The sequence below is a fragment of the Streptomyces sp. NP160 genome (assembly GCF_006335115.1).
GTDB lineage: Bacteria > Actinomycetota > Actinomycetes > Actinomycetales > Quadrisphaeraceae > Quadrisphaera.
The window spans coordinates 53,375-79,268 of record NZ_VDMJ01000021.1; the positions used below are offsets into that span (position 1 = coordinate 53,375).

Consider the following 25,894-nt stretch of genomic DNA (forward strand, 5'->3'; position numbering starts at 1 on the left):
ACGACGAGCGGGCGGGACGCGGTCGCGCGGGGCGCTGGCACTCCGGCCGCTCGAGTGCCAACTCTACCGCTGGTCGTCCTGTTCCTGGGGTGAGCGGACCCGTGCGGCCCACAGGGAGGCGGCCAGCAGCACGACCACCAGGGCCGCGTGCGGCACCACGGCGGTGCTCAGCGGGACCGCGCGCAGGAGCGCGCCGAGCGCCAGCACCGGTCCCGCCAGACCCGCGTACGCGGCGAGGAAGACTGCGCGGGCCGCAGCCGCCCGGTTCGCGGGGGCGACTCTGGAGGCCGCCGCCACGGCGGAGGCGAACAGCAGGCCGCAGCCCGCACCCGCCAGGGGAGCGGCCACCAGGAGGAGCCCCGGGGAGGCGAGCACCAGCGCGGTGGTGGCTGCGACGGTGCCGGCGGTCACGGAGAGGACCCCGGCCAGCCGGCCGGTCCACCGCTCAGCTGGGAGCAGCTGGGGGGAGAGGGCTCCGGCCAGGAAGACGGACCCGATCGCAGCCCCGGCGGCCAGCGGTCCCGGCGGCCCGCCCACGGTGCGCAGCGCCTCGGGGGCGAGCCCGCCGTAGAAGCCCGTCACCGTGAAGGCCGTGAAGGCCGTGAGGAGGGGAGCGGCGCCGACGACGGTCCCGGCGAGAGGTCGCTGACGGGGCGGAAGCACCTCTCCCGGGCCCGAGCCGGGGGCCGTCTCCGGGAGGCGACCGAGCGCCGCGCAGCAGGCAGCCAGGGCCACGGCCAGCACCCCGTACACGAGGTGGAGCGGCGCGGGCGCGCTCTGGGCGAGAGCGCCGGCGAGGAGCGGGCCCAGGCCCAGGCCGGCCATGCTCATGGCTCCCGCGGCCGTCGCCCAGCGGCGCCTCACCGGCTCAGCCGCCCCTGCGACCAGCTCGCGGACGGCGACCGACGCCGTGCAGGCCAGCACACCCACCCCCAGCCCGCAGAGCACGCGCCCGGCCACCAGCCCGCCGGTGCCCGGGGCCGCGGCCAGCACGACCGCGGCCGCCGCCTCCAGCAGGCTCGCCACCAGCAGCACCCTGCGCCGCCCCCACCTGTCGCTCGACCTGCCGGCGGCGGCGAGGCCCACGACCACGCCGACGGCGAAGACGGCGAACGCCGCGGTGGTGGCGGTCGTCGTCAGGCCGTCGCGGGCTGCGTAGAGGGGGAACAGCGGGGTGGGAGCGGTGGACAGGGCCGTGGACGCCACCACCACCCCGACGACGGTGGCCGGTGCGCGCCACGCCGGACTCCCCGGCGCTGCGGGCGCCGGAGAGTCCGGGAGCGGGCGGGCAGCGGTCTGGCCGCCGGTGGTCACCGGGCCGTGACCGCCGGTACGGGGGACCACGCGGCGAGCAGGTCGGACGAGGTGGTCACCAGGCCCAGGTGCAGCGAGACCACGGACAGGGCAGCGGCCTCCAGCGCCTCGTCGGTGCCGCGCACGAGGTCCTCCAGCACCACGACGCGGTAGCTGAGGTTGTTCGCGTCGAAGGCGGTGTTGAGGACGCAGCAGTCCGCCATGATCCCGTCCAGCACCACGGTGCGGACGCCCATCTGCCGGAGCAGGAAGTCGAGGTCGGTGGGGTAGAAGGCTGAGAGGCGCTTCTTGCCCGTGACCACCTCGTCGCCCGGGAGCACCTCGGTGGTGAACCTCGTCCAGCGGCTGCCGGCGAGGGCGTGCTGGTCGGCGCCGGGGATGGGGCCCACCCACTGGGGGAAGGTCGTGCGCCACGCGCTGGGGACGCCGCGGACGTCGTCCACGCCGGAGGCCCGGACTTCGGAGCGCACGTGGATGACGGGCACCCCGGCGGCACGGGCCGCGCGGTGGAAGGCGTCGACCGGCGCCACCACCTCGCGGCCGCGCGGGGCGGGGCACGGGCAGTCGGGCTCCTCGGACAGGTGCCCGTCGTGCATGTCGATGGAGATGACGGCGGAGCGAGTGGGGTCGAGCCACTCGGCGAAGGCGCCGTCGGTCGCCAGCGGGCGGTGTTCTCCGTACACCCGGTGAGCGGGGGAGGTGGTCACGGGGTCAGGCCTTCGTGAGGTCGTCGGCGGCGCGCTGCGCCTGGGCGGGAAGGACGACCTCGTCGGCAGCCGTGGGCGTCGCCGCGTCGGAGGGGGAGCCGGCGGACCGGCGGGCCAGGACGGGGCGCAGGCCGAGGTTGAGCAGAGCGTGCAGGACGAGCAGGAGCACGACGCCCACCATCATCGGGCTCGTGACCAGTCCGGCGAGGGCCGGCGGGGCCGCGGCGGAGACCTCGGCGGGGAGGAACTGCACCCCCAGCGCCACCAGGATCGAGGGGCCGGCGACGGCCAGGTTGATGTCGTCCCACTCGACCTCGGCCAGCATCTGGACGCCGCCCACAGCGATGGTCCCGAACAGGATCGTGGAGGCCGCTGCGAGGACCGGGCCCGGCAGGCCGGCGATGAACAGGCTGACCGCGGGCACGAAGGCGAGGACGACGGCGAAGGCGCCGGCCGCCATCGTCACGCGGCGGCTGCCGACGCCGGTGACGCGCACGATGCCGGCGTTCTCCGGGTAGGAGGTGGTGCCGATGCCGCCGAACAGACCACCGACCACGGTGCCCGCGAACTCGGTGAACAGGCCTCGGTTGACGCGCTGGAAGGAGACCTTCTGGCCGGTCCAGCCGCCGACGAGGGAGTACATGCCCATCGACTCCGTGCCCGCCTGCAGGAAGGCGAGGAGCATGAGGAGCACCGCCGGCCAGGCCACGCCGAAGCCGAAGGGCAGCGGCTCGGGGGCCCCGAGGACGGCGGTCGGCGCGGTCGGCGCCCAGGTGCCCATCGCTGCGGCGGCGGCCGTGCCGGCCGCGATGCCCCAGACGACGGCGCCGCGCTTGACGAGGCCCTCGCGCCCGAGCACGAGGCAGCCCAGCACCACCACGGCCGTGACCGCGGCGACGACGAAGCTGCGGGTCCCGAAGCCGGGGGTGCCGGGGACGCCGAACCAGTTGGGCAGCCCGATGGCGGCCAGCTGGGCGCCGATGACCACGAACAGCGACCCGAAGACCAGCGGGTGGGTGGCCACCCGGGAGACGTGCCCGAAGACACCGAGCCTGCCCAGGGGGACGGTCAGGGCCATGAAGACGAGGCCGGCGACCACCATGGAGCCGAAGGCGGTGCCCAGGCCGTAGGTGGCGCCGGAGGTCATGAGCGCCACGAAGAAGGCTGCGGTGGGCCCCTGGACGATCGGCAGGCGCAGCAGGCGGCTCGACTGCAGCACCGTGACGATGCCCGTCAGCAGGAAGCAGGCCTGGACGATCTGGCCCACCTGCGCGGTCTGGAGGTCCAGGGCGCTGCCGAGCAGCACCGGGAAGATGAAGATGCCGGTGAGGGCCAGCAGGTGCTGGACCCCGAAGAGCGCGGTGCGGCCGGCGGGGAGCCGGTCCTCGGGACTGACGGCGAGCACGCGGGCGGGGGCGGACATGGGGCCACCTCGAGTCGTGGGAGCAGGGAGCGAGTCGACTGACTTCGCTGTCAGTGCAATTCCTACAACCGTGTTGTTGCTCCGGTGTTGCCCGAGCTGCCTGGTGCTGTTACGCCACCGTTACCGGTTCCTCACGGGCGCCATCAGAGGCGACGGACGTTCACCCACACCGCCCGCGCTGCGCTGGTGCCGGTGTTGCGGATGAGGTGCGCCTGCTTGGCCTCGTAGTGGATGGCGTCTCCCGCCTCGACGCGGTGCACGTCATCGCCCAGCTCCACCTCCAGGGTCCCCTCGAGCAGCACTCCGTACTCCTGGCCGGGGTGCTGCGAGGGGCGCGAGGCGTGGCTGGTCCCGGGCGCGTACTCGTCGACGTAGACCTCGACGTCCTTCTCCGGCTGGAACACCGCCAGGCGCCGCACCAGGCCACCGGGTGTGGTGTCGACGATCTGGTCCGCCCTGCGCAGGACCGGGGACTCGTCGGCGGGTGCTGCGGAGAAGAGGGACGCGACGCGGACGCCGAGCCCGGCCGCCAGGCGCGCCAGCGTCCCCAGGGAGGGCGCGGTCCGGCCCCGTTCGACGGTGGACACCATCGACGCGGACAGCCCCGCGGCCTCTGCCAGCTCGGACAGCGTCATCCCCTGCTGGGAGCGGAGTGCGCGCACCCTGGCGCCCACCCCGGCGACGAGGACGTCGACGTCGTCCGCGCCGCCGGTCGTCCCGGGGCCGTCACCGTCAGCGCTCAGCGTCACGCTGCGGCACTGTACGGTCGCGGCCCGGGGCGGGGCGGAGCTCCGGCACGCGGGAGGCACCCGGCGTCGTCCAGCCGGCCAGCCTGCCCCGCTCGGACAGCGCGAAGAGGCGCTCCTCGGTGAGCTCGCGCACCCCGGAGACGGCCACCACGAGCAGGTCGTCGCCGCGCTGCAGGGTGGTGGTGCGGGTGGGCACGCGGGCACGGCCGTCCCGCACGAGCAGCGAGACCTCGGCGCCCTCGGGCAGCCGCAGCTCGAAGACCTCCAGGCCGTGCAGGTGCGAGCCCGGGCCCACCTTGACCTGCAGGACGTCGGCGCCGATCTCCTCCAGCGGGCTCGACTCCACCTCGAGGTCGCGCACGGCCGGCTCGCTGATGCCCAGCCGGCGCGCCACCCACGGCAGCGTCGGCGCCTGCACCAGCGTGAAGGCCACCACCAGCACGAACACCATCTCCACCACGCCCTCGGTGCCGGGGACGCCGGCCGCGGCGGGCACGGTGGCCAGCACGATGGGCACCGCGCCGCGCAGGCCGCCCCAGCTGAGCAGCGCCTGGTCGCGCAGCGGCACACGGAACCAGGAGGTGGACGCCAGCACCGACAGCGGCCGCGCCACCAGCAGCAGCGCGAAGCCCACCACCAGCGCCGGCACCACCTGCCCGGGGATCTCCGAGGGCGAGACCAGCAGGCCCAGCAGCACGAACAGCCCGATCTGCGCGAGCCACCCGACGCCCTCGGCGAAGCCGCGGGTGGCCGGCCGGTGCGGCAGCTCGGCGTTGCCGAGCACCAGCCCGGCGAGGTAGACGGCGATGAAGCCGGAGGTGTGCAGCTCCGCGCTCAGCCCGTAGGCCAGGGCGCAGACGGCCAGCACGGTGATCGGGTACAGGCCCGAGGCGGGCAGGGCCACGCGCCGCAGGCCCAGCGCGCCGAGCCAGCCGAGCGCCAGCCCGATGGCCGCGCCGCCCACCAGCTCGGCGCCGGCCTCGAAGACCAGGAAGCCCCACCCGTGGGAGGACTCCCCGCCCAGCACGGCGGTGAGGGAGACGACGGCGATGACGACGGGTGCGTCGTTGAAGCCCGACTCCGCCTCGAGCAGACCGCCGAGGCGGTGCGGCAGCGGCGCGCGGCGCAGCACCGAGAACACCGCCGCCGCGTCCGTCGAGGAGACGACGGCGCCCAGGAGCATGCCGGTGGCCCAGTCGACGCCGAGGGCCCAGTGCGCCACCGCGCCGATGACGACGATCGAGACCACCGTGCCCAGCGTCGCCAGGAGGGCGGCGGGGGCGATCGACTGCCGGATCGAGGCCCACCGGGTGGTGAGCCCGCCCTCGGCGAGGATCAGCACCAGCGCGGCGTAGCCCAGCACCTGGGTGAGGTCGTAGTCGTCGAACTGGATGCCCAGCCCGTCCTCGCCCAGCGCCACGCCGAGCGCGAGGTAGAGCAGCAGCGACGGGGTGCCCGTGCCCACCGACAGGCGCACCGCGAACACGGCCACCACCAGCACGAGCGCGCCGACGAGCACCGCGAGGTCGAGGTCGTCGACCGTCATGCGGGGCCTCCCGTCGAGGTTCCGGCGGCGGCCGTCCGGCGCGCGAGGTGGGGTAGGGCGCACCGTACCGGCGCGGAGCCTTCCGAACGCGGCGATCACCGCAGATCCACCGGCGCAGGGACCGGCGGCCCCGCGCGGGACGGTCAGCGCAGGCGGGTCCAGCCGGCGGGGGTCAGCGCCGCGTCGACGCCGACGTCGTGGGGCTCGCGCGGGAGCTCGCCCGCGCCCAGCAGCTCCGGCTCGCGCACGACGGCGGCCAGCAGCGGCCGCCCCGGGGCTCCCTCGGGCGGCAGCAGCGCCAGCGTCCGGTCGTAGTGCCCGCCGCCCTGTCCCAGCCGGGTGCCGCTGCGGTCCACCGCCAGCGCCGGCAGCAGCACCGCGTCGGCGCCGTCCAGCCCCTCCGGCCGGGCGGGGGAGCCCGGGGCGTCCAGCACCCACCCCAGCGGGGCGGCCCCCACCACCACCGGCAGGACGACGACGACGCCCCGCGCCGCCAGCGCCGCCCGCAGGCCGCGCGTGCCCGGCTCGGTGGGCAGGGACTCGTACAGCGCCACCACCGCGCCCGGTCCGAGGTCCCGCAGCGGAGAGCCGTCGGCCAGCGCGGCGCGCGCGAGGGCGGCGTCGAGACCGGCGCGCTCGTCGTCGTCGAGGGCGCGGCGGGCTGCGCGGACCCCGGCGCGCAGGGCCGCCTTGTCGAGGGCCGGTTGCGCCGGCCGGGTCTGCTGCTGCGCTCCCACGGTCCGCGATCCTGCCTCGCGCCGCCGCTCCCCGATAGCCTCGCCGCATGAGCCCTGCTGGCACGCCCGCCGGACCGCGCCCGATCCGCAAGGCGGTCATCCCCGCCGCCGGCCTCGGCACGCGGTTCCTGCCCTTCACCAAGTCGACGCCCAAGGAGATGCTCCCGGTCGTCGACAAGCCGGCCATCCAGTACGTCGTGGAGGAGGCCGTCTCCGCCGGCCTGACCGACGTGCTGCTCGTGGTGGGCCGCACCAAGCGCCCCCTGGAGGACCACTTCGACGTCGTCCCCGAGCTCGAGCAGAACCTCGAGGCCAAGGGGGACCAGAAGAAGCTGGCCCTGGTGCACGAGACCACCGAGCTCGCCGACGTGCACTACGTCCGCCAGCACCAGGCCAAGGGCCTCGGCCACGCGGTGCTCACCGGCAAGGCGCACGTGGGTGACGAGCCGTTCGCCGTGCTCCTCGGCGACGACCTCATCGACGAGCGCGACCCGCTGCTCGCCCGCCTCGTGGAGGTCCAGCAGCAGCACGGCGGCTCCGTGGTGGCGCTGCTGGAGGTGCCCCGCGAGAACGTCGGCATGTACGGCTGCGCCGAGCTCGTCGACGACCCGTCCACCGAGGGCGAGGACGACGTCGTGACCCTCAAGGGCATGGTCGAGAAGCCGGACCCGGCCGACGCGCCCAGCAACCTCGCCGTCATCGGCCGCTACGTGCTGCACCCCGCTGTCTTCGAGGTGCTCGAGAAGACCGCCCCCGGCAAGGGCGGCGAGATCCAGCTGACCGACGCCCTGGAGACCCTCGCCGGGATGCCGGCCGAGGCCGGCGGCGGACTGCGCGGTGTGGTCTTCCGCGGCCGCCGCTACGACACCGGCGACAAGCTCGACTACCTCAAGGCCGTGGTGCGCCTGGCCTCCGGCCGCGAGGACCTCGGCGGGGAGTTCAACGCCTGGCTGTCCGAGTGGGTCGCGTCCGGCTTCGACACCGAGCAGCCCACGCACTCCGCCGTCGACGCAGGGGCCTGAGGGCAGGTGCGCTCGGTCGAGGAGCACCTGGCCGCCTGCCTGGCTGCTGTCTCCCCCCTCGCCCCCGTCGACCTGCCCCTCCTGGACGCCGTCGACTGCGTGCTGGCCGAGGACGTCGTCGCGACGTCCTCCCTGCCCGCCTTCGACGGGTCCGCCATGGACGGGTACGCCGTCCGGCACACCGACGTCGCTTCGGCCGGCACCGGCTCGCCGGTCTCCCTGCCCGTGGTGGCCGACCTGCCGGCGGGGGTGCGCGAGGTCGCGCCCCTGGCGGGGGGCGCCGCCGCGCGCATCATGACCGGCGCGCCGGTCCCGCCCGGCGCCACCGCGGTGGTGCCCGTGGAGGACACCGACGGCGGCGTGGCCACCGTCCTCGTGCACCGCGCCGTGCCCGAGGGGCTGCACGTGCGGCGCGCGGGCGAGGACGTCCGGCCCGGCACCACCCTGGTGGCCGCCGGGACGCGCCTGTCCGTGCGCCACGTCGCGCTGCTCGCCGCGGTGGGCCGCGAGCGCGCCCGGGTGCTGCCCGCGCCGCGCGTGGCGGTGCTCAGCACCGGCAGCGAGCTGGTCGACCCGGGCCACCCCGCCGGCTTCGGGCAGGTGGTGGACGCCAACTCCACCGCCCTGACCGCCGCCGCGCTCGACGTGGGCGCGCGCGCCACCCGCGTGGGCATCGTCGACGACGACCCGCAGCGCCTCATGTCCGTGCTGGAGGGCCAGCTGGAGGGCGCCGACGTCCTGGTCACCTCCGGTGGGGTGAGCGCCGGCGCGTACGACGTGGTCAAGGAGGTGCTCAGCCGCCTCGGCACGGTGGAGTTCACCAAGGTGGCCATGCAGCCCGGCATGCCGCAGGGCCTGGGCGTGCTGACGCGCGGCGGGCGCAGCGTGCCGATCTTCACGCTGCCGGGCAACCCCGTCAGCGCGTACGTCTCCTTCGAGGTGTTCGTGCGGCCGGCGCTGCGCCGCATGCTCGGCGAGGCCGAGCTGCACCGCCCCGCCGTCGTCGCCACCGCCACGCAGGGCTGGTCGAGCCCGCCCGGCAAGCGCCAGTTCACGCGCGCCGTGGTCACCACCGACGACGACGGCCGCCCCCGCGTGCGCCCCGCCAGCGGGCCGGGCTCCCACCTCGTCTTCGGGCTGGCCGGCGCCAACGCCCTCGCGGTGACCGGCGAGGACACCACGTCCGTGGAGCCGGGTGACGTCGTGCGGTGCATGCTGCTGGAGCGCGGGAGACGATGAGCGGTGTGAAGGGCTTCCCGCACCTCGACGCCGCCGGCTTCGCCCGCATGGTCGACGTCACCGGCAAGGACGTCACCGTCCGCGAGGCCCGTGCTGAGGGCTTCGTGGTCTGCTCCGCCGAGGTGGTCGCCGCGCTGCGCGACGGCACGGTGCCCAAGGGCGACGCCCTCGCGGTGGCGCGGATCGCCGGCATCCAGGCGGCCAAGCGGACGCCGGAGCTGGTGCCGCTGGCGCACCCGGTGGCGGTGCACGCGGTCGACGTCGTCGCCGAGGTGGTCGGTGGCAGCGGCGGTGCCGGTGACCGGCAGGGCGTCGCGCTCATGGCGACCGTGCGCACGGCCGACCGCACGGGCGTGGAGATGGAGGCGCTGACCGCCGTCGCCGTGGCGGGCCTGGCGCTGGTGGACATGGTGAAGGGCCTGGACAGGCGCGCTGAGATCACCGGGGTCCGCGTGGTCGCCAAGAGCGGGGGGCGCTCCGGTGACTGGCACCGCTGACGACGGCTCCGCCGCACCGGCGGGCCGGGCGCTCGTCGTCACCGTGAGCAACCGGGCTGCAGCGGGGGTCTACGAGGACACCGCCGGCCCCGTGCTGGTGGACGGCCTGCGCGCTGCCGGCTTCCAGGTGGACGGTCCCCAGGTGGTCCGCGACGGCGACCCCGTCGGCGACGCCCTGCGCGCCGCCGTGGCCGCCGGCTACGACGTCGTCGTCACCACCGGCGGCACCGGGCTGAACCCCCACGACCAGACCCCGGAGCAGACCGCGCCCCTGCTCGACCGGCCGGTGCCGGGGATCGCCGAGGCGCTGCGGGCGGCGGGCCTGGCGAAGGGCGTGCCGACGGCGGCGCTCTCGCGCGGGCTCGCCGGGACGGCCGGCCGCACGCTGGTGGTCAACGCGGCCGGCTCCCCGGGGGCGTGCCGCGACGCGGTGGAGGTGCTCACGGCGGTGCTGCCCCACGCCGTCGACCAGCGCCGCGGCGGCGACCACCCGCGCTCGTGAGCCGGTGGTGAGCACAGCCGGCTGGCCCGCCGTCCTCCACGACGGCGAGGTGGTGCTGCGGCCGCTGCGGGTGCGCGACAGCGCCGCGTGGCGCGAGGTGCGCGCCGCCAACGGCGCCTGGCTGCGCCCCTGGGAGGCCACCAACCCCGACGGCGCCCCGCCCGTGCGCACCTTCGCGGGCCTGGTGTGGGAGCTGTCGCGCCAGGGCAGGTCGGGGACCGCGATGCCGTTCGCGCTCGAGGTGGACGGCGCCTTCGCCGGTCAGGTCACCGTCGGCGGCATCACGTGGGGGGCCATGCGCTCCGCGCACGTCGGCTACTGGATCGACGGGCGCCTGGCCGGGCGGGGGGTGGTGCCGCGCGCGGTGGCGCTCGTCGTCGACCACTGCCTGCGCGTGGGGCTGCACCGCCTCGAGGTGAACATCCGCCCCGAGAACGCCGCGAGCCTGCGGGTGGTGGAGAAGCTCGGGTTCCGGGACGAGGGGCTGCGGGAGCGGTTCCTGCACATCGACGGCGCCTGGCGCGACCACCGCACGTTCGCGCTGACCCGCGAGGACCTCCCCGGCGGGCTGATGGCCCGCTACCGCTCCACCCACCCCTGACCCCTCGCACTTTCCGCGGAGGGTGCGCATCCGAGGTCTCCCTTTCCGCACTTTGCGCGGAAAGTGCGGGTCGGGGAGGGGTCAGGGGAGGGCGTCGAGGGCGTCGAGGGCGTCGAGGGCGTCGAGGGCGGCGCGGACGGCGGCGACCAGGGCGGGGTCGGTCTCGGCGTGGCCACCGTCATCGGCCGGACCGACCGCCACCTGCGGTCCGGCGGCGCGCACCGGGCGGCGCGCGGACAGGTGCACGGCGTGCACGCCGGCCCCGACCAGCGCCGCGACCTGCTCCGGCCTCACCCCGGCCCCGGCCATCACCTCGACGCCAGCCGCCCGCCCGGCCGCGGCTGTCGCCGCGAGCTCAGCGAGGCCGTCCGCGGCGCGCACCGCACCGCCCGACGTCAGCACCCGGTCCACGCCGCACCCGGCCAGCGCCGCCACCGCCCGCGACGGCGAGGCCAGCTGGTCGACGGCGCGGTGCAGCACCACCTCGACGTCCGCGCGCACCGCCCGGGCCCGCGCCGCGGCCTCCGCGAGGAACGCCTCGTCGAGCACCAGCCGGTCGCCGTCACCGGACGCGCGCAGGGCGCCGACCACCACGCCCGCGGCCCCGCCCGCGACCGCCGCCTCGACGTCGCGCAGCGACGTCGCGAGCTCCTCGGCGTCGTAGGTGAACCCTCCGGGCCGCGGCCTCACGAGCACGTGCACCGGGAGGGCCCGCTCCACCTCCAGGCAGGCGGCCAGCGCCCCCGCGGACGGCGTCAGCCCGCCCAGCTCCAGCGCCGCGCACAGCTCCACCCGGTCGGCGCCGCCGTCGCGCGCCGCCCGGGCGCCGCCCGGGGAGTCGACGGTGACCTCCAGCGCCGCTCTCACAGCGACGTCAGGGCCTGCCGCAGCGCCAGCTGCCCCACCCCGAGCACCCCGGCGTCCGCGCCGGCCACGCTCCGCGCGATCCGCAGGTCGCGGGTGGCCAGCGGGTGGCAGTTCTCGTACAGCTGCGAGCGCACCGCGGCCACGAAGGGCTCCAGCGTGGAGATCAGCCCGCCGAGGACCACCGCGTCGGGGTTGACGAAGTTCACCACCGCGGAGAGCGTCTGCCCCAGCAGCCTCCCCGCCGCGCGCACGCGGGTGGTGGCCACGGCGTCGCCGTCGCCCACGAGCCGCGCGATGTCCATCGGCTCGTGCGCGTCGATCCCGCGGCTGCGCAGGTCGGCCAGGATGTAGGACCCGCCCACCACGGTGTCCAGGCAGCCGCGGTTGCCGCAGTTGCAGGGCGCGTCCCCGGTCGCGCCGACGACGACGTGCGCCAGGTCACCGGCCAGCGCGGTCGCCCCGCGGTACAGCCGCCCGTCGAGCACCAGGCCGCAGCCCACCGACGAGCCCGCCTTGACGAACAGCAGGTTGGCCGGCGCCCCCGAGGGCGGACCCGCCGCGTCGTCGTCCTCGCCCTGCGCCGCGCCCAGCGCGGTGCACTCGCCCAGCGCCATGGCGTTGGCGTCGTTCTCCACCACGGCCGGCAGCCCGAGCTCCTGCGACAGGTGGGCGCCGACGGGGAAGCGGTGCCAACCGGGCATGGCGGCGGGGGAGTCGACGGCACCGCTGCGGCTGGAGACCGGTCCCGGCAGCGCCACGCCCACCGCCCGCACCGCGGAGGCGGGGATCGCGCCGCGCAGCTCGGTCCACGCCCGGACCAGCTCCTCCAGCACCGGCTCCGGACCGGCGGCCACGTCGAGGGCGAGGTCGGAGGAGCGCACCAGCGACCCCGACATGTCCAGCAGCCCGATCCGGGCGTGGTGGCGGCCCAGCTCCGCGGCGAGGATGCAGCCGCCGTCCGGCGTGAGCCGCAGCACGCGCGCGGGCCGCCCGCCGGTGGCGGACGCCGCGCCCGCCTCGACGAGCACGCCCGCGGCGATCAGCTCGCCGACCTTCACCGTCACCGTGGACGGAGCCAGTCCCAGCCGGCGCGCCAGCGCGGCCCGGTCGGTCGCAGCGCCCCCGGCCACGGCCCGCAGGATGGCCGAGGAGGTGCCGCCGGCCAGCTCGGCGTCGCGCACGGGCCGAGGGGGCCGGGCGTGGCGAGCGGCGGTCCTGGTGGCACCCGCGCTGGTGGTCACGGCCCCGATCATGCCGGGGGACCCACCTGCTGGGGGAGGGCCAGCACCTCGAGCAGCTCGTCGGCGCGCAGCGCGGAGGCGATGACCCCCGCACCGTCCCCGAAGCGCGCCGGCACCAGCAGGGGCCGGCGGTGGAAGGTGAGCAGCTGCTCCAGCCGCTCGTGCAGCGGGTCGAACAGCTCCGCCCCCGCGCGGGACAGGCCACCGGCGACGACCACGACCTCCGGGGCGAGGACGGTGGCCAGCTGCGCCACCGCCAGGGCGAGGGCGTCGAGGCCGTCGCCGACCACGCGGGCGGCGTGCTCGTCACCGGCCCTCGCGGCGTCGAACACCTCCCGGGACCCGCGCACGGGCCTGCCGGTGAGCCGGGTGTAGGACCGGGCGATGCCGCCGGCGGAGGCCCACTGCTCCAGGCAGGACGGCCCGCCGCAGGCGCACACCACCGGGGCGCGGCGCCCGGGGACGAGCACCGGCATGTGCCCGAGCTCGCAGCCGAAGCCGTCGCCGTCGTGCAGCCGGCCGTCCACGAAGACGGCCGCGCCGATGCCGGTGCCGATGCTGATGACCACCGCCGTGCGCGCCCCGCGGGCGGCGCCCATGCGGAACTCCGCGGTGCCCGCGCCGCGGGCGTCGTTGCCGAGGCTGACCGGCAGCCCGGTGCGGGCGGCCAGCTGGTCGCGCAGCGGCACGTCGCGCAGCCCGAGGTTCTCGGCCAGCAGCACCGTCCCGCGGGCGTCGTCCACCAGCCCGGGCACGTGCACCCCCACCGCGGCGGGCCGGGCCGCCGGGTGCGAGGCGGCCAGGTCCGCGACGGCCAGGCCCAGCTGGTCCAGCAGCCCCGTCGCCGAGCGCAGCACGGTGGGCTCGGAGCGCACCTCGAGCACCTCGCCGTCGCCGTCCACCAGCGCGGTCTTGGTGAGGGTGCCGCCCACGTCGACCGCCACCACGGGGCGGCCCGCGCGCAGGTCGAGCCGGGGGAAGCCGCCGGGCGCCTGGTCGGCCGGGGTGGCCGGCGCGGCGGGGATCACCGCGGCCCTCTCACTTGACGGCGCCCGCGGTGAGACCTGCTGCCATCCGCTTCTGCACGGTCATGAAGAGGATGACCACGGGCACCGCCATGAGCGTGGAGCCGGCCATGATCGCACCCCAGTCGGTGACCTGGTTCTGACCGCTGAAGCTGGTCAGCCACAGCGGCAGGGTGCGGGCCCCGTCGCTGGTCAGCGCCACGAGGGCGAGCGTGTACTCGTTCCAGGAGGCGAGGAAGGCGAAGATCGAGGACGCCACGAGCCCGGAGCCCAGCAGGGGGAAGGTGATGCGCACGAAGGCGCCCATGCGCGAGCAGCCGTCGAGCATGGCGGCCTCCTCCAGCTCCACCGGCACGCCGTCGACGAAGCCCTTGAGCATCCAGATGGTGAAGGGGATGTTGGCGCCCAGGTACAGCAGGCTCATGCCCACCACGGAGTTCAGCAGCCCCCAGCCGTCGAGCATCCGGTACTGGGAGATGAACAGCGCCTCCGCGGGGATCATCTGGATGACGAGCACGGCGACGATCAGCTGGGTGCGGCCGCGGAACCGGAACCGGCTCAGCGCGAGGGCGGCGAAGAAGCCGAACACCATGGCCCCGAGGACGACGACGGCGGCGATGGCCAGGCTCATCCGCATCGCCGACCAGAACGCGGGGGAGGTCAGCACCTGCGTGAAGTGCGAGACCGTCCCGCCCACGGGGAACAGCACCGGCTCGCGCTGCTGGATCTGGCTGTTGGTGAGGAACGCGGTGTTGAGCATCCAGTAGACGGGGAAGAGCCACGCCAGCCCGAAGACCACGGCGACGGCGTTGGCGAGCACGCCCAGCACGCGCCGCCGCGGGCTCCGCTTCCCGCGCACGACGGACGCCAGCGGCGCGGTGGCGTGCAGGCCCGGGGTGGCCTCGCCCGCGGCGGGCGAGGCGGGCGGGTTCGAGACGACGGTCATGCCGGCTCCTTCAGCAGCAGGGCGATGTACCGGGCGCTGATCCCGAGGGTCAGCAGGAGGAGGAGCAGGGCGGCGGCGGAGGCGGCGCCGTAGTTCCCGCCCGCCAGGCCGACCTGGTAGACGTACGTGCCCAGCACGTTGGTCTGCTCGGTGATGCCGCCGTTGGCCTGCAGGACGTGGAACTGGGTGAACACCCGCAGGTCCCAGATGATCTCCAGCAGGGTGACCAGCGCGAGCACCGGGGCGATGGACGGCGCGATGACGTGCCGGAAGGCCTGCACGGCGTTCGCGCCGTCCAGGGCGGCGGCCTCCAGCACGGAGGTGTCGATCTGGGTGACCGCGGCGTAGACCATGAAGACCACCAGAGGGACGCTCATCCACGTGACGAGCAGGCCCGCCACGGAGAAGAACGCGCCCGGGGTGGAGAACCAGTTGAAGCCGGCCATCCCGTCGAACCCGACGCCGGCCAGCGCCCAGTCGACGACCCCCGAGCGGGAGTCGAACATCCACTGGAACACCTGCAGCGAGCTGAGCACGGGCATCGCCCACGCCAGCAGCATCACCACCTGCACGCAGACCGCCACCGGGCGCGAGCAGGCGGTGAGCAGCAGGGCCCCCGCCGTCCCGACGACCATGGTGATGAGGGCGACGACGAAGCAGAAGCCCACCGAGCGCCCCAGCACCGCCCAGAACGACGGGTCGGACAGCACCGAGGTGTAGTTGGACAGCCCCACGAACTCCGGCGGCTGCCCGAACTGCTGCGCCAGCCCGAACTGCTGGAAGGACATCACCACCTGGCGGACCAGGGGGTACCCGAGCGCGAGGGCCACCACGGCCACCGCCGGCACCAGCAGCAGCGCCGCCATCCGGCGCTCGGAGCGCCGGCTCAGGGGTTCGCTGACGCGCTGAGGGCGGCGTGCGCGCGGCGCTCGCTGCTGCACTGCGGTGGTCACGTGGCGGCTCCTCGCCTCGGGGTGGTCGCTGGACGGGTGGGTCAGGCCTGGTTGAGGACCTTCTCCATGGCGGCGTCCGCGGCGGCGGCCAGCGAGACCGGGTCCTTGCCGGCGCCCATGGCCACGTAGAAGTCGTCCACGGTCTTGGCGCCCTCGACCAGCGCCCAGTTCTTGGCGGCCGGCGTGCCGACGGAGTTCTTCACCGCCGCGGTGGTGAGGGTGGACAGCTCGTCGCTGCCCAGGGCCGAGGCGTAGGAGAGGTTGCCGGGCACCCAGCCGCCCTCGGTGGCGAAGGCCTCCTGGAAGTCCTTGGCGAAGATGAGCTGCATCGCCTTCTTGGCGAGGTCCTTCTTGGACGACTTGGCCGAGATGGCCACGTTGGACCCGCCGGCGAAGGGCTTGCCGACACCGCCCGCCGCCACCGGCGGGAAGCCGAAGTAGCCCACCTTGTCCGAGCTCACGAGCGCCGGGTCGATGGACTTCAGGTGCCAGTTGAAGCCGAAGAACATCGCCGTCTCGTTGGTGTTGAACGGCACGAAGGGCTGGCTGGCGGTGGTGGAGTCCGTGACGGTGCCCGAGGTGGAGCCGGTCTTCCAGATCGCCTGCAGCTGCTGCAGCGACGCCTGCGCCTCGGGGGTGGACAGCCCTCCCTTCCAGGTGTCGCCCTCCTGGGAGGCCAGCAGGCCGCCGTTGGTGAACAGCCACGCGATGCAGCTCTGCCAGCTGATGCCGGGCAGGTAGATGCCGGAGAAGTTGGGGGTGGACGCGTTGGCCTGCTGCAGCGTGGTGGCCGCGGCGGTGAGCTCGTCGATGGTGGTCGGCACCTGGACGCCCGCGGCGCTGAAGAGGTCCTTGCGGTAGAAGAAGATGCGGCTGCCGGCGTAGAACGGCGCGGCGTACATCTTGCCGTCGTAGCTGCCCAGGTCCACGAGCGACTGCGTGAGGTCGTCCCCGCCCAGGTCGGCCTTGAGGTCGGAGAGGTCCTCCAGCGCCCCGACGGCGCAGAAGGTGGGGGCCTGGGTGTTGCCCAGCTCGATGATGTCCGGGGTGGAGTCGGCGCTGGCCAGCGCGGTCTGCAGCTTGGGGACGATGCCGTCCCACACCTGGATCTCGTAGGTGAGCGTGGAGCCGGGGTTCTGCTCCTCGAAGGTGGTCTTGAGCCAGTCCATGCCCTTCTGGCTCACCGAGTCCTTCATGAACCACACGCGCAGGTCCCCCGAGGAGCTGCCGCCCCCGGAGGAGCTGGCGCCGCCGCTGCTGCCGCCGCAGGCGGCGAGCAGACCGGCCAGCCCCAGCGCACCGCCCATGCCGAGGACGGTGCGGCGGGACGGGGTCGACGTCGAGAGGTCCATGGGTGCGCTCCTGCGGTTCCGGGATCACGTGGCTGATCGGGGGTGCTGCTCGACGTCGTCGTCGGAGAGCGGGTGGTGCCAGGTGGTGCGGGGTGGTGAGCGCAGATCTGAGCAGACCCGGAGCCGTTGCGAAAGAACCTCCGACTTAGTTCGGTGACGAACTTTCCCGGCGGCCCACGAGCACCGCCTCCAGCGACGGCTCCGGGGCCCCGCCGGGACCGCCGAAGGCGTCGTAGGGGTGCATCGGGCGCGCGATGCGCTCGTGCGGCAGCCGCAGCAGGTCCTGGTCGACGCCGCCGGGGGTGAGGGCCAGGAGCCAGTCGGCCGCCAGGGCGAACAGCTCCGGCTCCAGGTAGCCGATCTTGACGACGACGACGTCGGCCGCCCGCGGGTCGATCCCGTTGCGCAGGAAGTCGCCCTCGAGGTGGTAGGGCTTGCGGCGCTCGGTGAGCAGCAGCCGCAGGCCGCCGGTGCGCAGCACCACCTCGGTCCTCGCGACGGGGTCGCCGACGTGCACGTGCTCCACCACGGCGTCCAGCGCCACCGGCGGGGCGTGGACGTCGTCCACCCGCGCCCCCACCTCCAGCTGCACCCGGGCGCCGACGCCCGCGGCCGCGGCGGCACGGGCCGCCCCGGCGTCGGGGAGGGAGGCGTAGACCACCTCCAGCGAGGCGGACGCGACCTCCGGGCGCTCGAGCAGGCGGGTAAGCGTCCACGTGGCGTCGCCGGTGCCCCCGGCGGTGGGGTTGTCGCCGGAGTCGGAGACGAAGAACGGCCGCACGCCGCGGGCCACGGCCTCGGCGGCCGCGTCGAGGCACGCGTCGAGCGAGCCGGTGGGAGCCACGAAGGCGAACTCGTCGCGCACCGCCCACATCGCGCGCGCCAGCTCCTCCGCGCCGGCGGTCACGGCGGCCTCGTCGTCGCCGGTGACCACCACGCACGCCGAGCTGCGGGGCAGGTCGGCCCAGGCGTACCCGATCCAGATGCCGGCGTCCAGCACCCCCTCGCGCGCCTCCACCCGCGGGACGAGGGCGTACAGCGACGCGGCGGGCTCCACGCGGGTGCTCGTCTTCTCCCCGGGCAGCAGCACCGGCACCTGGACGCGCGCCTTCAGCGGGCGCAGCGGCACCTCGCCGCGCGCCGCGGCCCGCAGGCGGTCCACGAGGTTGCGGGCCGCGCGCTCCTTGGTCTCCTCGGCGTCCTCGTGCGGTGCCATCCGGTAGCAGGTGAGCAGGTCGCAGGACTCGGCCAGGAGCTCCGAGACGTTGCCGTGCAGGTCCATGCCGGTGCTGACCAGCACGTCCGGGCCGACCAGGCGGCGGACGGCAGCGGCCAGCTCGGCCTCCGGGTCGTCGGTGCCGACCACGCTCATCGCGCCGTGGACGTCGAAGAGGACGCCGTCGAGCGGGCCCTCCGCGAGCGCGCGCTCCAGGCCGCCGAGCAGCACGCCGGTCATCTCGGCCCAGTCCGCCGCCGGGACGGGCGCACCGGGGATCGCGCGGTAGTGCGTCAGGCCCACCCAGTCCGCGGCCTCGCGCAGCGGGGTGCCGGGCGCCAGCCACGGGCGGGCCGCGAGCAGCTCCTCGCCGTCGTGCCGCACGAAGTCGCTGGTCAGCGTGGCCCCGGGGGAGTGCGTGCTCGCCTCGAGGCTGGCGCCGAGGACGGCGACGCGGGGGCGCTCGCGAGCGGGGGCGGGGGCGGTCCCAGTGCTGGTCACGGCGCGATCCTGCGCACCGAAGGTTGCACTTCGGTTAATTCGATGCTGGCCGATCGGCCGCCTCCTGGTCGCCGCGGGGCGGCGCGCCTAGCGTCGCGGCACCAAGCCCGACCCGGATCCGACGGAGGACCGCACGTGCAGCTCGGCGTCAGCTCCTACAGCTTCGCCTCGACCATCGCCGCCGGAGGGACAGGCCTGCTCGACGTCGTCGACCTGGTCGCCGACCTCGGTGCCGACCACCTCGAGATCGCCCAGGCCGGCTCCGGCGCGGCCGACCTCCCCGACGACCCGGCCCTGGCCGACGCCCTCGCCGACCGCGCCGCGCGCCGCGGCCTGCCCCTGACCAGCTACGTCATCGCCGCCGACTTCCGCTCCGCGCAGGAGGCGGGGGACCTCGAGGCCGAGGTGCAGCGCGTCTTCGGGCACCTCGAGGCGGCGCGCCGGCTCGGCGTGCAGCGCGTCCGGCACGACGTCGTCGCGTGGGCCTGGCGGGAGTCCTCGCAGGCCGAGGCGCGCGAGGTGGCCGACCTCGTGGTCGGACCGTGCCAGCGCGTCGCCGACCGCGCCGCGGAGCTGGGCCTGGCGACGATGGTGGAGAACCACGGCTTCTTCATGAACGACCCCGCCCGCGTGCAGGCGCTGGTGGCCGCGGTGGACCGGCCGAACTTCTCCACCCTGGTCGACGTGGGCAACTTCCTCTGCGTGGACGCCGACCCCCTGGAGGCGGTGCGCACGAGCCTGCCGACGGCGTCCGTGGTCCACCTGAAGGACTTCCACGTGAGGGCCCGGCTGGAGCCGCCGGGCGACCCGGCCGCCGAGGGCTGGCTGCGCACCACGGGCGGCGCCGGCCTGCTGGGCTCGGTGGTGGGCGACGGCGACCTGCCGCTGGCCGCCATCGTCCGCGAGGTGCGGGCGTCCGGGTTCGACGGGCCGGTGACCATCGAGTTCGAGGGCCCGGAGGACGACGCCGCGGCCGTGGCCAAGGGCCTCGCGCACGCGCGCCAGCTGTGGGCGGAGGCCGCGTGATGGCACCCTCCAGCAGCGCCCCGCTGGGCATCGGCGTGGTCGGCGGCGGCTCCATCGCCGAGTGGCACCTCAACAGCTACGCGAACAACCCCGACGCGCGCATCGTCGCCGTCGCCGACGTCGACCTGGCCCGTGCGCAGGCCCGTGCGGCGCAGTGCACGGCACTGGCTGCTGAGCTGGGGCGGGCCGCCGAGCCCGTGCGCGCCTACGCCTCGCACACCGAGCTGCTGGCCGACGCCGACGTCGAGGCGGTGTCGGTCTGCACCCGCAACGACACGCACTCCAGCGTCGCCGTCGACGTCCTCGCCTCCGGGCGCAGCGCCCTGGTGGAGAAGCCGATGGCCCGCACGGTGGCCGAGGCGGAGGCCATCGTGGCCGCCGAGGCGGCCTCGGACGGTGTGGTGCAGGTCGGGTACGTGCGGCGCTGGTCGCCCAACGCGCAGGTGCTCAAGACCTTCGCCGACGCCGGCGACCTCGGCCCCGTCTACTACGCCAAGGCCACCTGCCTGCGCCAGGCCGGCAACCCCGGCGGCTGGTTCGCCGACCGGGAGGTCTCCGGCGGGGGTCCGCTCATCGACGTGGGCGTGCACTTCCTGGACCTGGCCTGGTGGTTCATGGGCGCCCCGAAGGCGCAGGCCGTCAGCGGGTACACCTCCGACCGGCTCGGCAACCGCGGCAACATCGAGTCGCTGACGCGGTGGAAGTCCGCCGACTACGACGTCTCCAAGAACTCCGTGGAGGACCTCGCCGGCGCCGTGGTGAGGTTCGAGGGCGGTGCGGTCCTGCACCTCGACGTCTCCTACTCCCTGCACGGCCGCCCGCAGATCGGGCTGGCGCTGTTCGGGGAGCGCGGCGGAGCCGAGCTCGAGCCGGCTCTGACCCTGTTCACCGAGCAGCACGACACGATCACCGAGGTGGTCCCGCACGTCGACAGCCGCAGCTTCGACATCGTGCCGGCCTTCCAGAACGAGATCGACGGCTTCGTGCGGGCCGCGCGCGGCCTGGAGCCGTCCATCGCGCCGGCCGCGCACGGCCTGGAGATGGTGAAGATCGTGACCGCGATCTACGAGTCGGCGGACAAGGGCACCGAGATCACCCTGTAGCGCACGGCCGCGGGTGGCGGACGCCCACGATCACGGTGGTCTTCGGCCGTGATCATGGACGTCCGCCACCACGAGGCTCAGCCGAGGACGGCCAGGGCGTCGATCTCCACGAGCATCTCCTCGCGCGGCAGCCCGACCATCACCGTGGTCCGCGCCGGGAGCACCCCGTGCCGCACCCGCCGGGTCACGAACGCCTCGTACGCCTCGTTCATCGCCGCGAAGTGGTCCCGCGTGGTCAGGTAGACGCGGAGCATGACGACGTCGTCGAACGTCGCCCCGCCCGCGGCCAGCACCGCCTCGACGTTGAGCAGCGTCCGCTCGACCTGCGCGGCGACGTCGCCGGGGTGCAGGTACTCGCCGGTGGCCGGGTCGACGGGGCCCTGCCCGGAGACCTGCACGACGTTCCCCACGCGCACCCCCTGCGAGAACGAGTGGGCGGCGGCCGGGGCGTCGGAGGTGGTGAGGGCGGAGCGCGTCGTCATGACGGTGATCCTGCTCCTGTCGGGGACGGCGGCGAAGTGCACGGGACGTCCACGATCACGGAGGGCGGAGGAGGGGGCGCAGGGCGCGGCCGGGGGTCGCCGCCGTGCGCACCCCGTCCGCGACCACGGGCACGCCAGCCACCAGCACGTGCGGGATCCCGCGGGGCGGGCGCCGCGGCTCCTCGAACGTCGCACCCTCCACCGCAGCCGGGTCGAACAGCACCAGGTCGGCCACCGCCCCGACCCGCAGCACGCCCCGGCCGGCCAGTCCCAGGCGGCGGGCCGGGCGCGACGTCATGTGCGCCACCGCCTCCTCCAGCCCCAGCACGCCGTCGCGCACGCACGGCCCGAGCACGTGCGCGAAGGCGCCCCACGCCCGCGGGTGCGGGCGCTGGCCGACCAGCAGCCCGTCGCTGCCCACGCCGTGGCGCGCCGAGCGCATCACCGCCCGCACGTTCTCGAGGTCCCCCACGTGCTGCAGCACCGTGGTGCCCAGGCGGTCCCGGCGGAGCAGGTCGACGACGACGGCGAACGCCGGGCGACCCTCGCGGTCCGCCAGCCGCGCCACCGCGGAGCCCACCGACGCCGCCAGCCACGGGTCCTCGGGGTGCGCGACACCGCTGACCTGCACGGTCGCCCAGTCCACCGGGACGCCGTGGCAGCCGTCGGACCCGGCGACCTCGAGGTCGTGGCGCAGCCGCGCCAGCACCTCCTCGCCACCGGTGCGCAACCGCGCGAGGAGCGCGTCCGGGCCGCCGGCCGACGCCCACCCGGGCAGCAGCGCCGCGAGCGTCGTGGAGCCCGGCAGGTAGGGGTAGCTGTCGAGCGTGACGTCCTGCCCGGCGGCCACGGCCGCCTCGACCAGGGCCAGCAGCTCACCGGCGCGGCCGCGGTTCTCGGCGAAGTTCATCGTCGCGTGCGTGAGGTGCACCGCGGCGCCGCTGCGCCGGCCCACCTCGAGCGCCTCGGCGTAGGCGTCCAGAGCACCCGCGCCGTAGGACCGCGTGTGCGGTGCCCAGTACCCGCCCGCCGCGGCGACCTCCTCGCACAGCGCCGCCAGCTCCTCGGTCGAGGCGTACATGCCGGGGGCGTACGTCAGCCCGCTCGACATCCCCACCGCGCCCTGCGCCAGACCGGTGCGGACGAGCGCCCGCATGCGGGCCAGCTCGCCAGCGGTGGCGGGGCGGTCCTGCGCGCCCACCACCACCCGGCGCACCGTGCCCTGGGGCACCAGGTAGCAGGCGTTCACGGCGGTGCCCGCGTCGATCCGCTCCAGGTAGCCACCCACGTCGCGCCAGGTCACGAGGCCCGGCGGCACCCGCCCGTTCCACCCCGCCAGCTGCAGGTCGAGCGCGGCGAGCACCTCGGCGGCGCGCTCGTCGTCGTCCTGCTCGCACAGCGGGGCGTAGGAGAGGCCGTCCTGGCCGAGCACCTCGGTGGTCACGCCCTGCAGGGCGCGGGAGGGGTGCGCCGGGTCGGTCAGGACGGCGAGGTCGGAGTGCGCGTGCAGGTCCACGAAGCCCGGGCACAGCGCCAGGCCGCCGGCGTCCAGGGTCCGCGTGCCCGTGGGGGCGTCGCCGGCGGCGCCGTCGCCGAGGGCGGCGAGGCGCCCTCCCACCACGAGCGCGTCACCGCGGCGGGCGGGGGCGCCGGTGCCGTCGACCAGCGACGCACCCCGGACCAGCAGCGGCGCGGGCTCCGCGCTCATCCGAAGACCGTGCGCAGCAGGCCCACCACCCGCGGCTCGTCGGCGCGGGCGTCGTCCAGCACCGGCAGCAGCCCCCACCTGTCGAAGGCGGTGCACGGGTGCGACAGGCCGAGGCGGACGACGTCGCCGACGGCCAGGCCTCCTGCGCCTGCGGCCAGGCGCAGGAAGGCGTGCTGGTCGTTGAGGGCCGTGGTGGTCACCTCGCCGCGCGGCAGGGGCTCCACGGGGCCGCGGCCGCCGCGCCGGACCGCCTGCGCGACGGGCAGCCCCTCGTCGAAGGGCAGGTCGCGCTTGCCGGCGTCCAGCAGCGCCAGGCCGGGCTCGGGGCGGGAGATGACGCGCGCCCAGCCGTGCAGGCCGGCCCGCAGCACCGGTCCGGTGCCGCGGGTCGAGGGCGTGACCGACGAGTAGAACCCGTCGTCGTGGGCGACGCTGGCCCCAGCGCGCACCACCAGGCGCGTCGGCGGTCCGTGCTCGCCCGCGGGGTCGTGCAGGTCGCCCAGCTCCTCGGCCACGAGGTCGAAGTACGCGCTGCCGCCGGCCGAGACGACCGCCGCGTCGCCTCCGAGCCCGTCCAGCAGGCCCTCCCCGGCCAGGCGCTCGTGGAGGTCGCGCAGCTCGCGCAGCCAGGAGCGCACCACCGCCAGCGAGCCCGGCGAGGCGTCGTGCACCAGCGCGCCCTCGTAGCCCGCGGCCCCCGCGAGCCGCAGCCCCGGCGCCTCCGTCACGGCGCGCGCGACGGCGAGCGCCGCGTCCACCGACCGGGCCCCGGTGCGCCGGCCCGGGGCTCCCAGCTCCACGAGGACGTCGAGGGGCGGCGCCGCCTCCGCGCCGCTGCGCGCCCGGGCGGCGGCGGTGGCGGCGACCACGTCCTCGCCGTCGGCCCACACCAGCACCCGCCGGGCGCGACCCGCGGCCAGCGACCGCGCCGCGAGCGCGTGGACCCGCGCGTCGAGCAGCGGGCCGGCCACCAGCACGCGCGGCACCCCGGCGTCGAGCGCCACCGCCAGCTGCCACGGCGTCGCCACCGTGACCGCCCACGCGCCCGCGGCGAGCTGGGCGCGCCACAGCGCCGGCGCCATGCTCGTCTTGCCGTGCGGGGCCAGGTCCACGCCGCGGCCGGCAGCACCTCCGGCGCCGCGCGCCCAGCCCGCCATCGCCGCGGTGTTGTGCGCGACCGCGCTCGCGTCGAGCGTGAGCACGGGCGTGGGCAGCTCGGCCAGCCCGGGGGACCCGTCGACCCAGTCCGCACCGGTGGTGCCCCACGCCGAGACGGGGACGGCCTTGGCCCACGGGCCGAGCACGCCGACCGCGTCGGCGTCGAAGCGCGGCCCGCTCACAGGGCCACCGCCACCGTGGGGGAGCCGAGGCGCACGGCGCTGCTCGCCACCGCGCGCGGCGGCCCGTCGTCGTCGGGGCCTCCCAGCCCGGCGAGCTCCAGGTGCAGCAGCAGGTCGGAGTCCTGCGCGCTGACGTGCAGGTGCCGGCCGAGCACCAGCACGTGCCGGGGGTTGCGAGCGCCGTGGCCGTCGAGGGGCAGGTCCGCCACCGCGCGGGGGGTGCCGTCCTCGTCCACCCCGTGGACGGTGAGCGCGGGGTGGTCACCGCGGGTCGCCACGAGCAGGTGGCGCGTGCCGAGGGCGGTGACCTCCGACGGCGGACCCGCCCGGCCGCCGCCGTCCAGCACGGGGGACGTGCGCGGGGTGCCGACGCGGCCCGCGGTGACGTCGGCGGTGATCAGCGTGGCGTCGAGCTCTCCGGTGACGTGGAGCCGTCCCTCGTGCACGAGCACCGTGCGGGGTCCGCTGCCGGGTGGGGTGCGCACCACCTGCACGGGGTCGGGGGTGAGCCCCGCCGGTGCGCCGGCCTCCACGACCACGGCGTGGACGCGCAGCTCGTCGGTGCCGAGGTCGGCCACCACGACGTGCCGGTCGTCGAGGAAGGCGGCGGAGTGGGGGTGCGGTCCGGCCTGCCGGTCGGCCACCGGGCCCGGTGCCCCGCCGGGGCGCCGGGGGGTGATGACCTGCACCAGCTCGGTGGCCGCGGCCCGGGGGCGGTCGTGCACCGCGATGACGCCCACAGCGCCGTCGTAGTCGCTGACCACGAGCAGCCGGCCGGACGGGTGCACGGCCACGTGGCACGGGGAGCCGCCGCCGCTGTCCGCCTGCGCCAGCTGCTCACCGGCGCCGGCCCCGTCCACGAGCCAGGTGGAGACCCGGCCGTCGGGGAGCTCGTGCGCGGCGTGCAGCACGCGCCGGCCGTCCCGTCGTCCCGCGGTGACCAGGTAGGACGGCGAGGGGGCGGGCAGGACGGCGACCACGCCGCCCAGGCGCCCGGTGGTGCTGTCGCGCCCGACGAGGGTGATCCCCTCACCCCGCCCGCCGGTCTCGGCGGTGTAGCAGCCGACGGCGAGGAGGTCGCTCACCCGGCGACCCTAGGCCGCGGGCCTGCGGCGCGGGGGGCGGCCCGGCCCCGCTGACCACGGCCGGACGGGGGTTGCGGTTCGGTCACGGCGGCGGCGCTTCCGGGGTGCGAAAGGGACGCGACCGGACTTCTGTCACACCAGCAACACAAGACACAGGCGCAACGTGGTTCACGGGAGTCTCCTGAGCCTCTACAGTATCGACGTGGGCAGCAGCGGACTCCTCCTCCTGGGGATCGTGGCGCTGTGGGCGTTCGGGGCCGTCCCTCACTGGGTGCAGCGCCGCGAGCAGCTCGCCGCCGCCTGGCGGGCCGAGGCCACCGAGGAGGAGCTGCGCCTGCTGGAGCGCCGCGAGATCTCCCGGACCACCTCGGCGCCCGTCCGCAGCACCGGGCCCCTCCTGGCGGCGCCCCGCGCCACCGAGGCACCGCTGCCCGCGGGGGAGGGGAGCCGGCCGGAGCGCCCGCAGCTGGCGCCCGCTGCCCGGCGCTCGGCGCCGGCACCGCGGCGCACCGCCGCTCGACGCACCGCCCCGAGCCCGGCACCCGCCCTGCTCCTGCTGGCCGTCACCGGCGCGGTGGCCGCGGCCCCGGCGCTCCTGGCCGTGCTCGGCCTCGTGCCGCTGTCGGCCTCGCCCGCCGGGCTGGCCGTGCTCGGCCTCGCCGTCCTGGTGGCGCGCCGTCGGGCGACCCTGCGCCAGCGCTCCGCCGAGCGC

24 protein-coding genes and 1 pseudogene are annotated in these 25,894 nt (G+C 76.0%); 8 read left to right on the forward strand and 17 right to left on the reverse strand.

Annotation, left to right across the window (positions count from 1 at the left end; all coding sequences use genetic code 11):
* Nucleotides 1-63: 63 nt before the first annotated feature.
* From FHN55_RS12120 to FHN55_RS12145, 6 genes are all read right to left on the reverse strand, one after another.
* The gene (locus tag FHN55_RS12120) at nt 64-1,212 is read right to left on the reverse strand and encodes an MFS transporter (protein ID WP_180357800.1); all 1,149 of its coding nucleotides are present in this window, start codon (nt 1,210-1,212) and stop codon (nt 64-66) included.
* A 98-nt stretch (nt 1,213-1,310) separates the two neighbouring features.
* Nucleotides 1,311-2,021 carry a cysteine hydrolase family protein gene (locus FHN55_RS12125; protein ID WP_218974611.1) on the reverse strand — a complete coding sequence of 237 codons (711 nt, stop codon included), beginning with the start codon at nt 2,019-2,021 and terminating at the stop codon, nt 1,311-1,313.
* A 4-nt stretch (nt 2,022-2,025) separates the two neighbouring features.
* On the reverse strand, nt 2,026-3,444 hold the full coding sequence (locus tag FHN55_RS12130; protein WP_139712580.1) for a uracil-xanthine permease family protein: 1,419 nt from the start codon (nt 3,442-3,444) through the stop codon (nt 2,026-2,028).
* Between the two features lie 143 nt (nt 3,445-3,587).
* Nucleotides 3,588-4,193: a helix-turn-helix domain-containing protein gene (locus FHN55_RS12135; RefSeq protein ID WP_139712581.1), complete on the reverse strand. Its 606-nt coding sequence runs from the start codon at nt 4,191-4,193 to the stop codon at nt 3,588-3,590.
* Nucleotides 4,177-5,739, reverse strand: a complete 1,563-nt coding sequence (locus tag FHN55_RS12140) for a potassium/proton antiporter (protein WP_139712583.1) — start codon at nt 5,737-5,739, stop codon at nt 4,177-4,179. The genes FHN55_RS12135 and FHN55_RS12140 overlap by 17 nt, the downstream gene beginning before the upstream one ends.
* A gap of 143 nt (nt 5,740-5,882) precedes the next feature.
* Nucleotides 5,883-6,476 (reverse strand): 5-formyltetrahydrofolate cyclo-ligase, encoded by a 594-nt coding sequence (locus FHN55_RS12145; RefSeq protein ID WP_139712584.1) that lies wholly within the window; start codon nt 6,474-6,476, stop codon nt 5,883-5,885.
* Nucleotides 6,477-6,523: 47 nt separating this feature from the next.
* Between FHN55_RS12145 and galU the strand changes: the two genes are divergently transcribed.
* From galU to FHN55_RS12170, 5 genes are read left to right on the forward strand one after another with little or no spacing between them, the layout of a single operon-like run.
* A complete protein-coding gene (gene galU / locus FHN55_RS12150) occupies nt 6,524-7,498 on the forward strand; it encodes a UTP--glucose-1-phosphate uridylyltransferase GalU (RefSeq protein WP_139712586.1) in 975 nt (324 codons plus the stop codon).
* Between the two features lie 6 nt (nt 7,499-7,504).
* Nucleotides 7,505-8,737, forward strand: a complete 1,233-nt coding sequence (gene glp / locus FHN55_RS12155; protein ID WP_139712587.1) for a gephyrin-like molybdotransferase Glp — start codon at nt 7,505-7,507, stop codon at nt 8,735-8,737.
* Entirely contained in the window at nt 8,734-9,234 is a 501-nt protein-coding gene (moaC, locus tag FHN55_RS12160) for a cyclic pyranopterin monophosphate synthase MoaC (protein ID WP_139712588.1), read from the forward strand. The genes glp and moaC overlap by 4 nt, the downstream gene beginning before the upstream one ends.
* Nucleotides 9,218-9,736: a molybdenum cofactor biosynthesis protein B gene (locus FHN55_RS12165; RefSeq protein WP_139712589.1), complete on the forward strand. Its 519-nt coding sequence runs from the start codon at nt 9,218-9,220 to the stop codon at nt 9,734-9,736. Before moaC ends, FHN55_RS12165 begins: the two co-directional genes overlap by 17 nt.
* Before the next feature lie 7 nt (nt 9,737-9,743).
* Complete coding sequence (locus tag FHN55_RS12170) at nt 9,744-10,337, forward strand: GNAT family N-acetyltransferase (RefSeq protein ID WP_139712590.1); 594 nt, start codon at nt 9,744-9,746, stop codon at nt 10,335-10,337.
* 81 nt (nt 10,338-10,418) lie between these two features.
* Here FHN55_RS12170 and FHN55_RS12175 read toward each other — a convergent pair whose 3' ends face one another.
* The 7 genes from FHN55_RS12175 to FHN55_RS12205 form a co-directional block, all read right to left on the reverse strand.
* Entirely contained in the window at nt 10,419-11,204 is a 786-nt protein-coding gene (locus FHN55_RS12175) for a copper homeostasis protein CutC (protein WP_139712591.1), read from the reverse strand.
* Complete coding sequence (locus tag FHN55_RS12180) at nt 11,201-12,445, reverse strand: ROK family transcriptional regulator (RefSeq protein ID WP_257570920.1); 1,245 nt, start codon at nt 12,443-12,445, stop codon at nt 11,201-11,203. Before FHN55_RS12180 ends, FHN55_RS12175 begins: the two co-directional genes overlap by 4 nt.
* A gap of 8 nt (nt 12,446-12,453) precedes the next feature.
* A complete protein-coding gene (locus FHN55_RS12185; protein WP_218974612.1) occupies nt 12,454-13,473 on the reverse strand; it encodes an ROK family protein in 1,020 nt (339 codons plus the stop codon).
* Nucleotides 13,474-13,483: 10 nt separating this feature from the next.
* On the reverse strand, nt 13,484-14,416 hold the full coding sequence (locus tag FHN55_RS12190) for a carbohydrate ABC transporter permease (RefSeq protein ID WP_139712594.1): 933 nt from the start codon (nt 14,414-14,416) through the stop codon (nt 13,484-13,486).
* The gene (locus FHN55_RS12195) at nt 14,413-15,369 is read right to left on the reverse strand and encodes a carbohydrate ABC transporter permease (protein WP_218974613.1); all 957 of its coding nucleotides are present in this window, start codon (nt 15,367-15,369) and stop codon (nt 14,413-14,415) included. Before FHN55_RS12195 ends, FHN55_RS12190 begins: the two co-directional genes overlap by 4 nt.
* A 41-nt stretch (nt 15,370-15,410) precedes the next feature.
* Nucleotides 15,411-16,721, reverse strand: coding sequence for an extracellular solute-binding protein (locus FHN55_RS12200; protein WP_139712595.1), 1,311 nt, complete (start codon nt 16,719-16,721; stop codon nt 15,411-15,413).
* A gap of 145 nt (nt 16,722-16,866) precedes the next feature.
* Complete coding sequence (locus FHN55_RS12205; protein WP_139712596.1) at nt 16,867-18,438, reverse strand: M81 family metallopeptidase; 1,572 nt, start codon at nt 18,436-18,438, stop codon at nt 16,867-16,869.
* A 135-nt stretch (nt 18,439-18,573) separates the two neighbouring features.
* Here FHN55_RS12205 and FHN55_RS12210 point away from each other — a divergent pair, with 135 nt between their 5' ends.
* Together FHN55_RS12210 and FHN55_RS12215 are read left to right on the forward strand one after the other, a co-directional pair.
* Nucleotides 18,574-19,464 carry a sugar phosphate isomerase/epimerase gene (locus FHN55_RS12210; RefSeq protein WP_180357801.1) on the forward strand — a complete coding sequence of 297 codons (891 nt, stop codon included), beginning with the start codon at nt 18,574-18,576 and terminating at the stop codon, nt 19,462-19,464.
* Nucleotides 19,464-20,567 carry a Gfo/Idh/MocA family protein gene (locus tag FHN55_RS12215; RefSeq protein ID WP_139712598.1) on the forward strand — a complete coding sequence of 368 codons (1,104 nt, stop codon included), beginning with the start codon at nt 19,464-19,466 and terminating at the stop codon, nt 20,565-20,567. The genes FHN55_RS12210 and FHN55_RS12215 overlap by 1 nt, the downstream gene beginning before the upstream one ends.
* Before the next feature lie 77 nt (nt 20,568-20,644).
* On the opposite strand, the gene FHN55_RS12220 is transcribed toward FHN55_RS12215, so the two are convergent.
* From FHN55_RS12220 to FHN55_RS12235, 4 genes are read right to left on the reverse strand one after another with little or no spacing between them, the layout of a single operon-like run.
* Nucleotides 20,645-21,049, reverse strand: coding sequence for a RidA family protein (locus tag FHN55_RS12220; protein ID WP_139712599.1), 405 nt, complete (start codon nt 21,047-21,049; stop codon nt 20,645-20,647).
* 55 nt (nt 21,050-21,104) lie between these two features.
* The gene (locus FHN55_RS12225) at nt 21,105-22,757 is read right to left on the reverse strand and encodes an amidohydrolase family protein (protein WP_139712600.1); all 1,653 of its coding nucleotides are present in this window, start codon (nt 22,755-22,757) and stop codon (nt 21,105-21,107) included.
* Nucleotides 22,754-24,097 carry an amino acid deaminase gene (locus FHN55_RS12230; protein WP_139712601.1) on the reverse strand — a complete coding sequence of 448 codons (1,344 nt, stop codon included), beginning with the start codon at nt 24,095-24,097 and terminating at the stop codon, nt 22,754-22,756. Before FHN55_RS12230 ends, FHN55_RS12225 begins: the two co-directional genes overlap by 4 nt.
* The gene (locus FHN55_RS12235; protein WP_139712602.1) at nt 24,094-25,182 is read right to left on the reverse strand and encodes a beta-propeller fold lactonase family protein; all 1,089 of its coding nucleotides are present in this window, start codon (nt 25,180-25,182) and stop codon (nt 24,094-24,096) included. Before FHN55_RS12235 ends, FHN55_RS12230 begins: the two co-directional genes overlap by 4 nt.
* Before the next feature lie 202 nt (nt 25,183-25,384).
* Between FHN55_RS12235 and FHN55_RS22720 the strand changes: the two are divergent.
* Nucleotides 25,385-25,894 (forward strand): annotated as a pseudogene (locus FHN55_RS22720) (hypothetical protein); the annotation flags it as partial.

Coding starts and splice junctions, on each gene's coding strand:
- FHN55_RS12130 (WP_139712580.1), bottom strand. CDS start 3,444: ATGTCCGCCCCCGCCCGCGTGCTCGCCGTCAGTCCCGAGGACCGGCTC.
- FHN55_RS12140 (WP_139712583.1), bottom strand. CDS start 5,739: ATGACGGTCGACGACCTCGACCTCGCGGTGCTCGTCGGCGCGCTCGTG.
- galU (WP_139712586.1), top strand. CDS start 6,524: ATGAGCCCTGCTGGCACGCCCGCCGGACCGCGCCCGATCCGCAAGGCG.
- moaC (WP_139712588.1), top strand. CDS start 8,734: ATGAGCGGTGTGAAGGGCTTCCCGCACCTCGACGCCGCCGGCTTCGCC.
- FHN55_RS12190 (WP_139712594.1), bottom strand. CDS start 14,416: ATGACCGTCGTCTCGAACCCGCCCGCCTCGCCCGCCGCGGGCGAGGCC.
- FHN55_RS12200 (WP_139712595.1), bottom strand. CDS start 16,721: ATGGACCTCTCGACGTCGACCCCGTCCCGCCGCACCGTCCTCGGCATG.
- FHN55_RS12215 (WP_139712598.1), top strand. CDS start 19,464: ATGGCACCCTCCAGCAGCGCCCCGCTGGGCATCGGCGTGGTCGGCGGC.
- FHN55_RS12220 (WP_139712599.1), bottom strand. CDS start 21,049: ATGACGACGCGCTCCGCCCTCACCACCTCCGACGCCCCGGCCGCCGCC.
- FHN55_RS12225 (WP_139712600.1), bottom strand. CDS start 22,757: ATGAGCGCGGAGCCCGCGCCGCTGCTGGTCCGGGGTGCGTCGCTGGTC.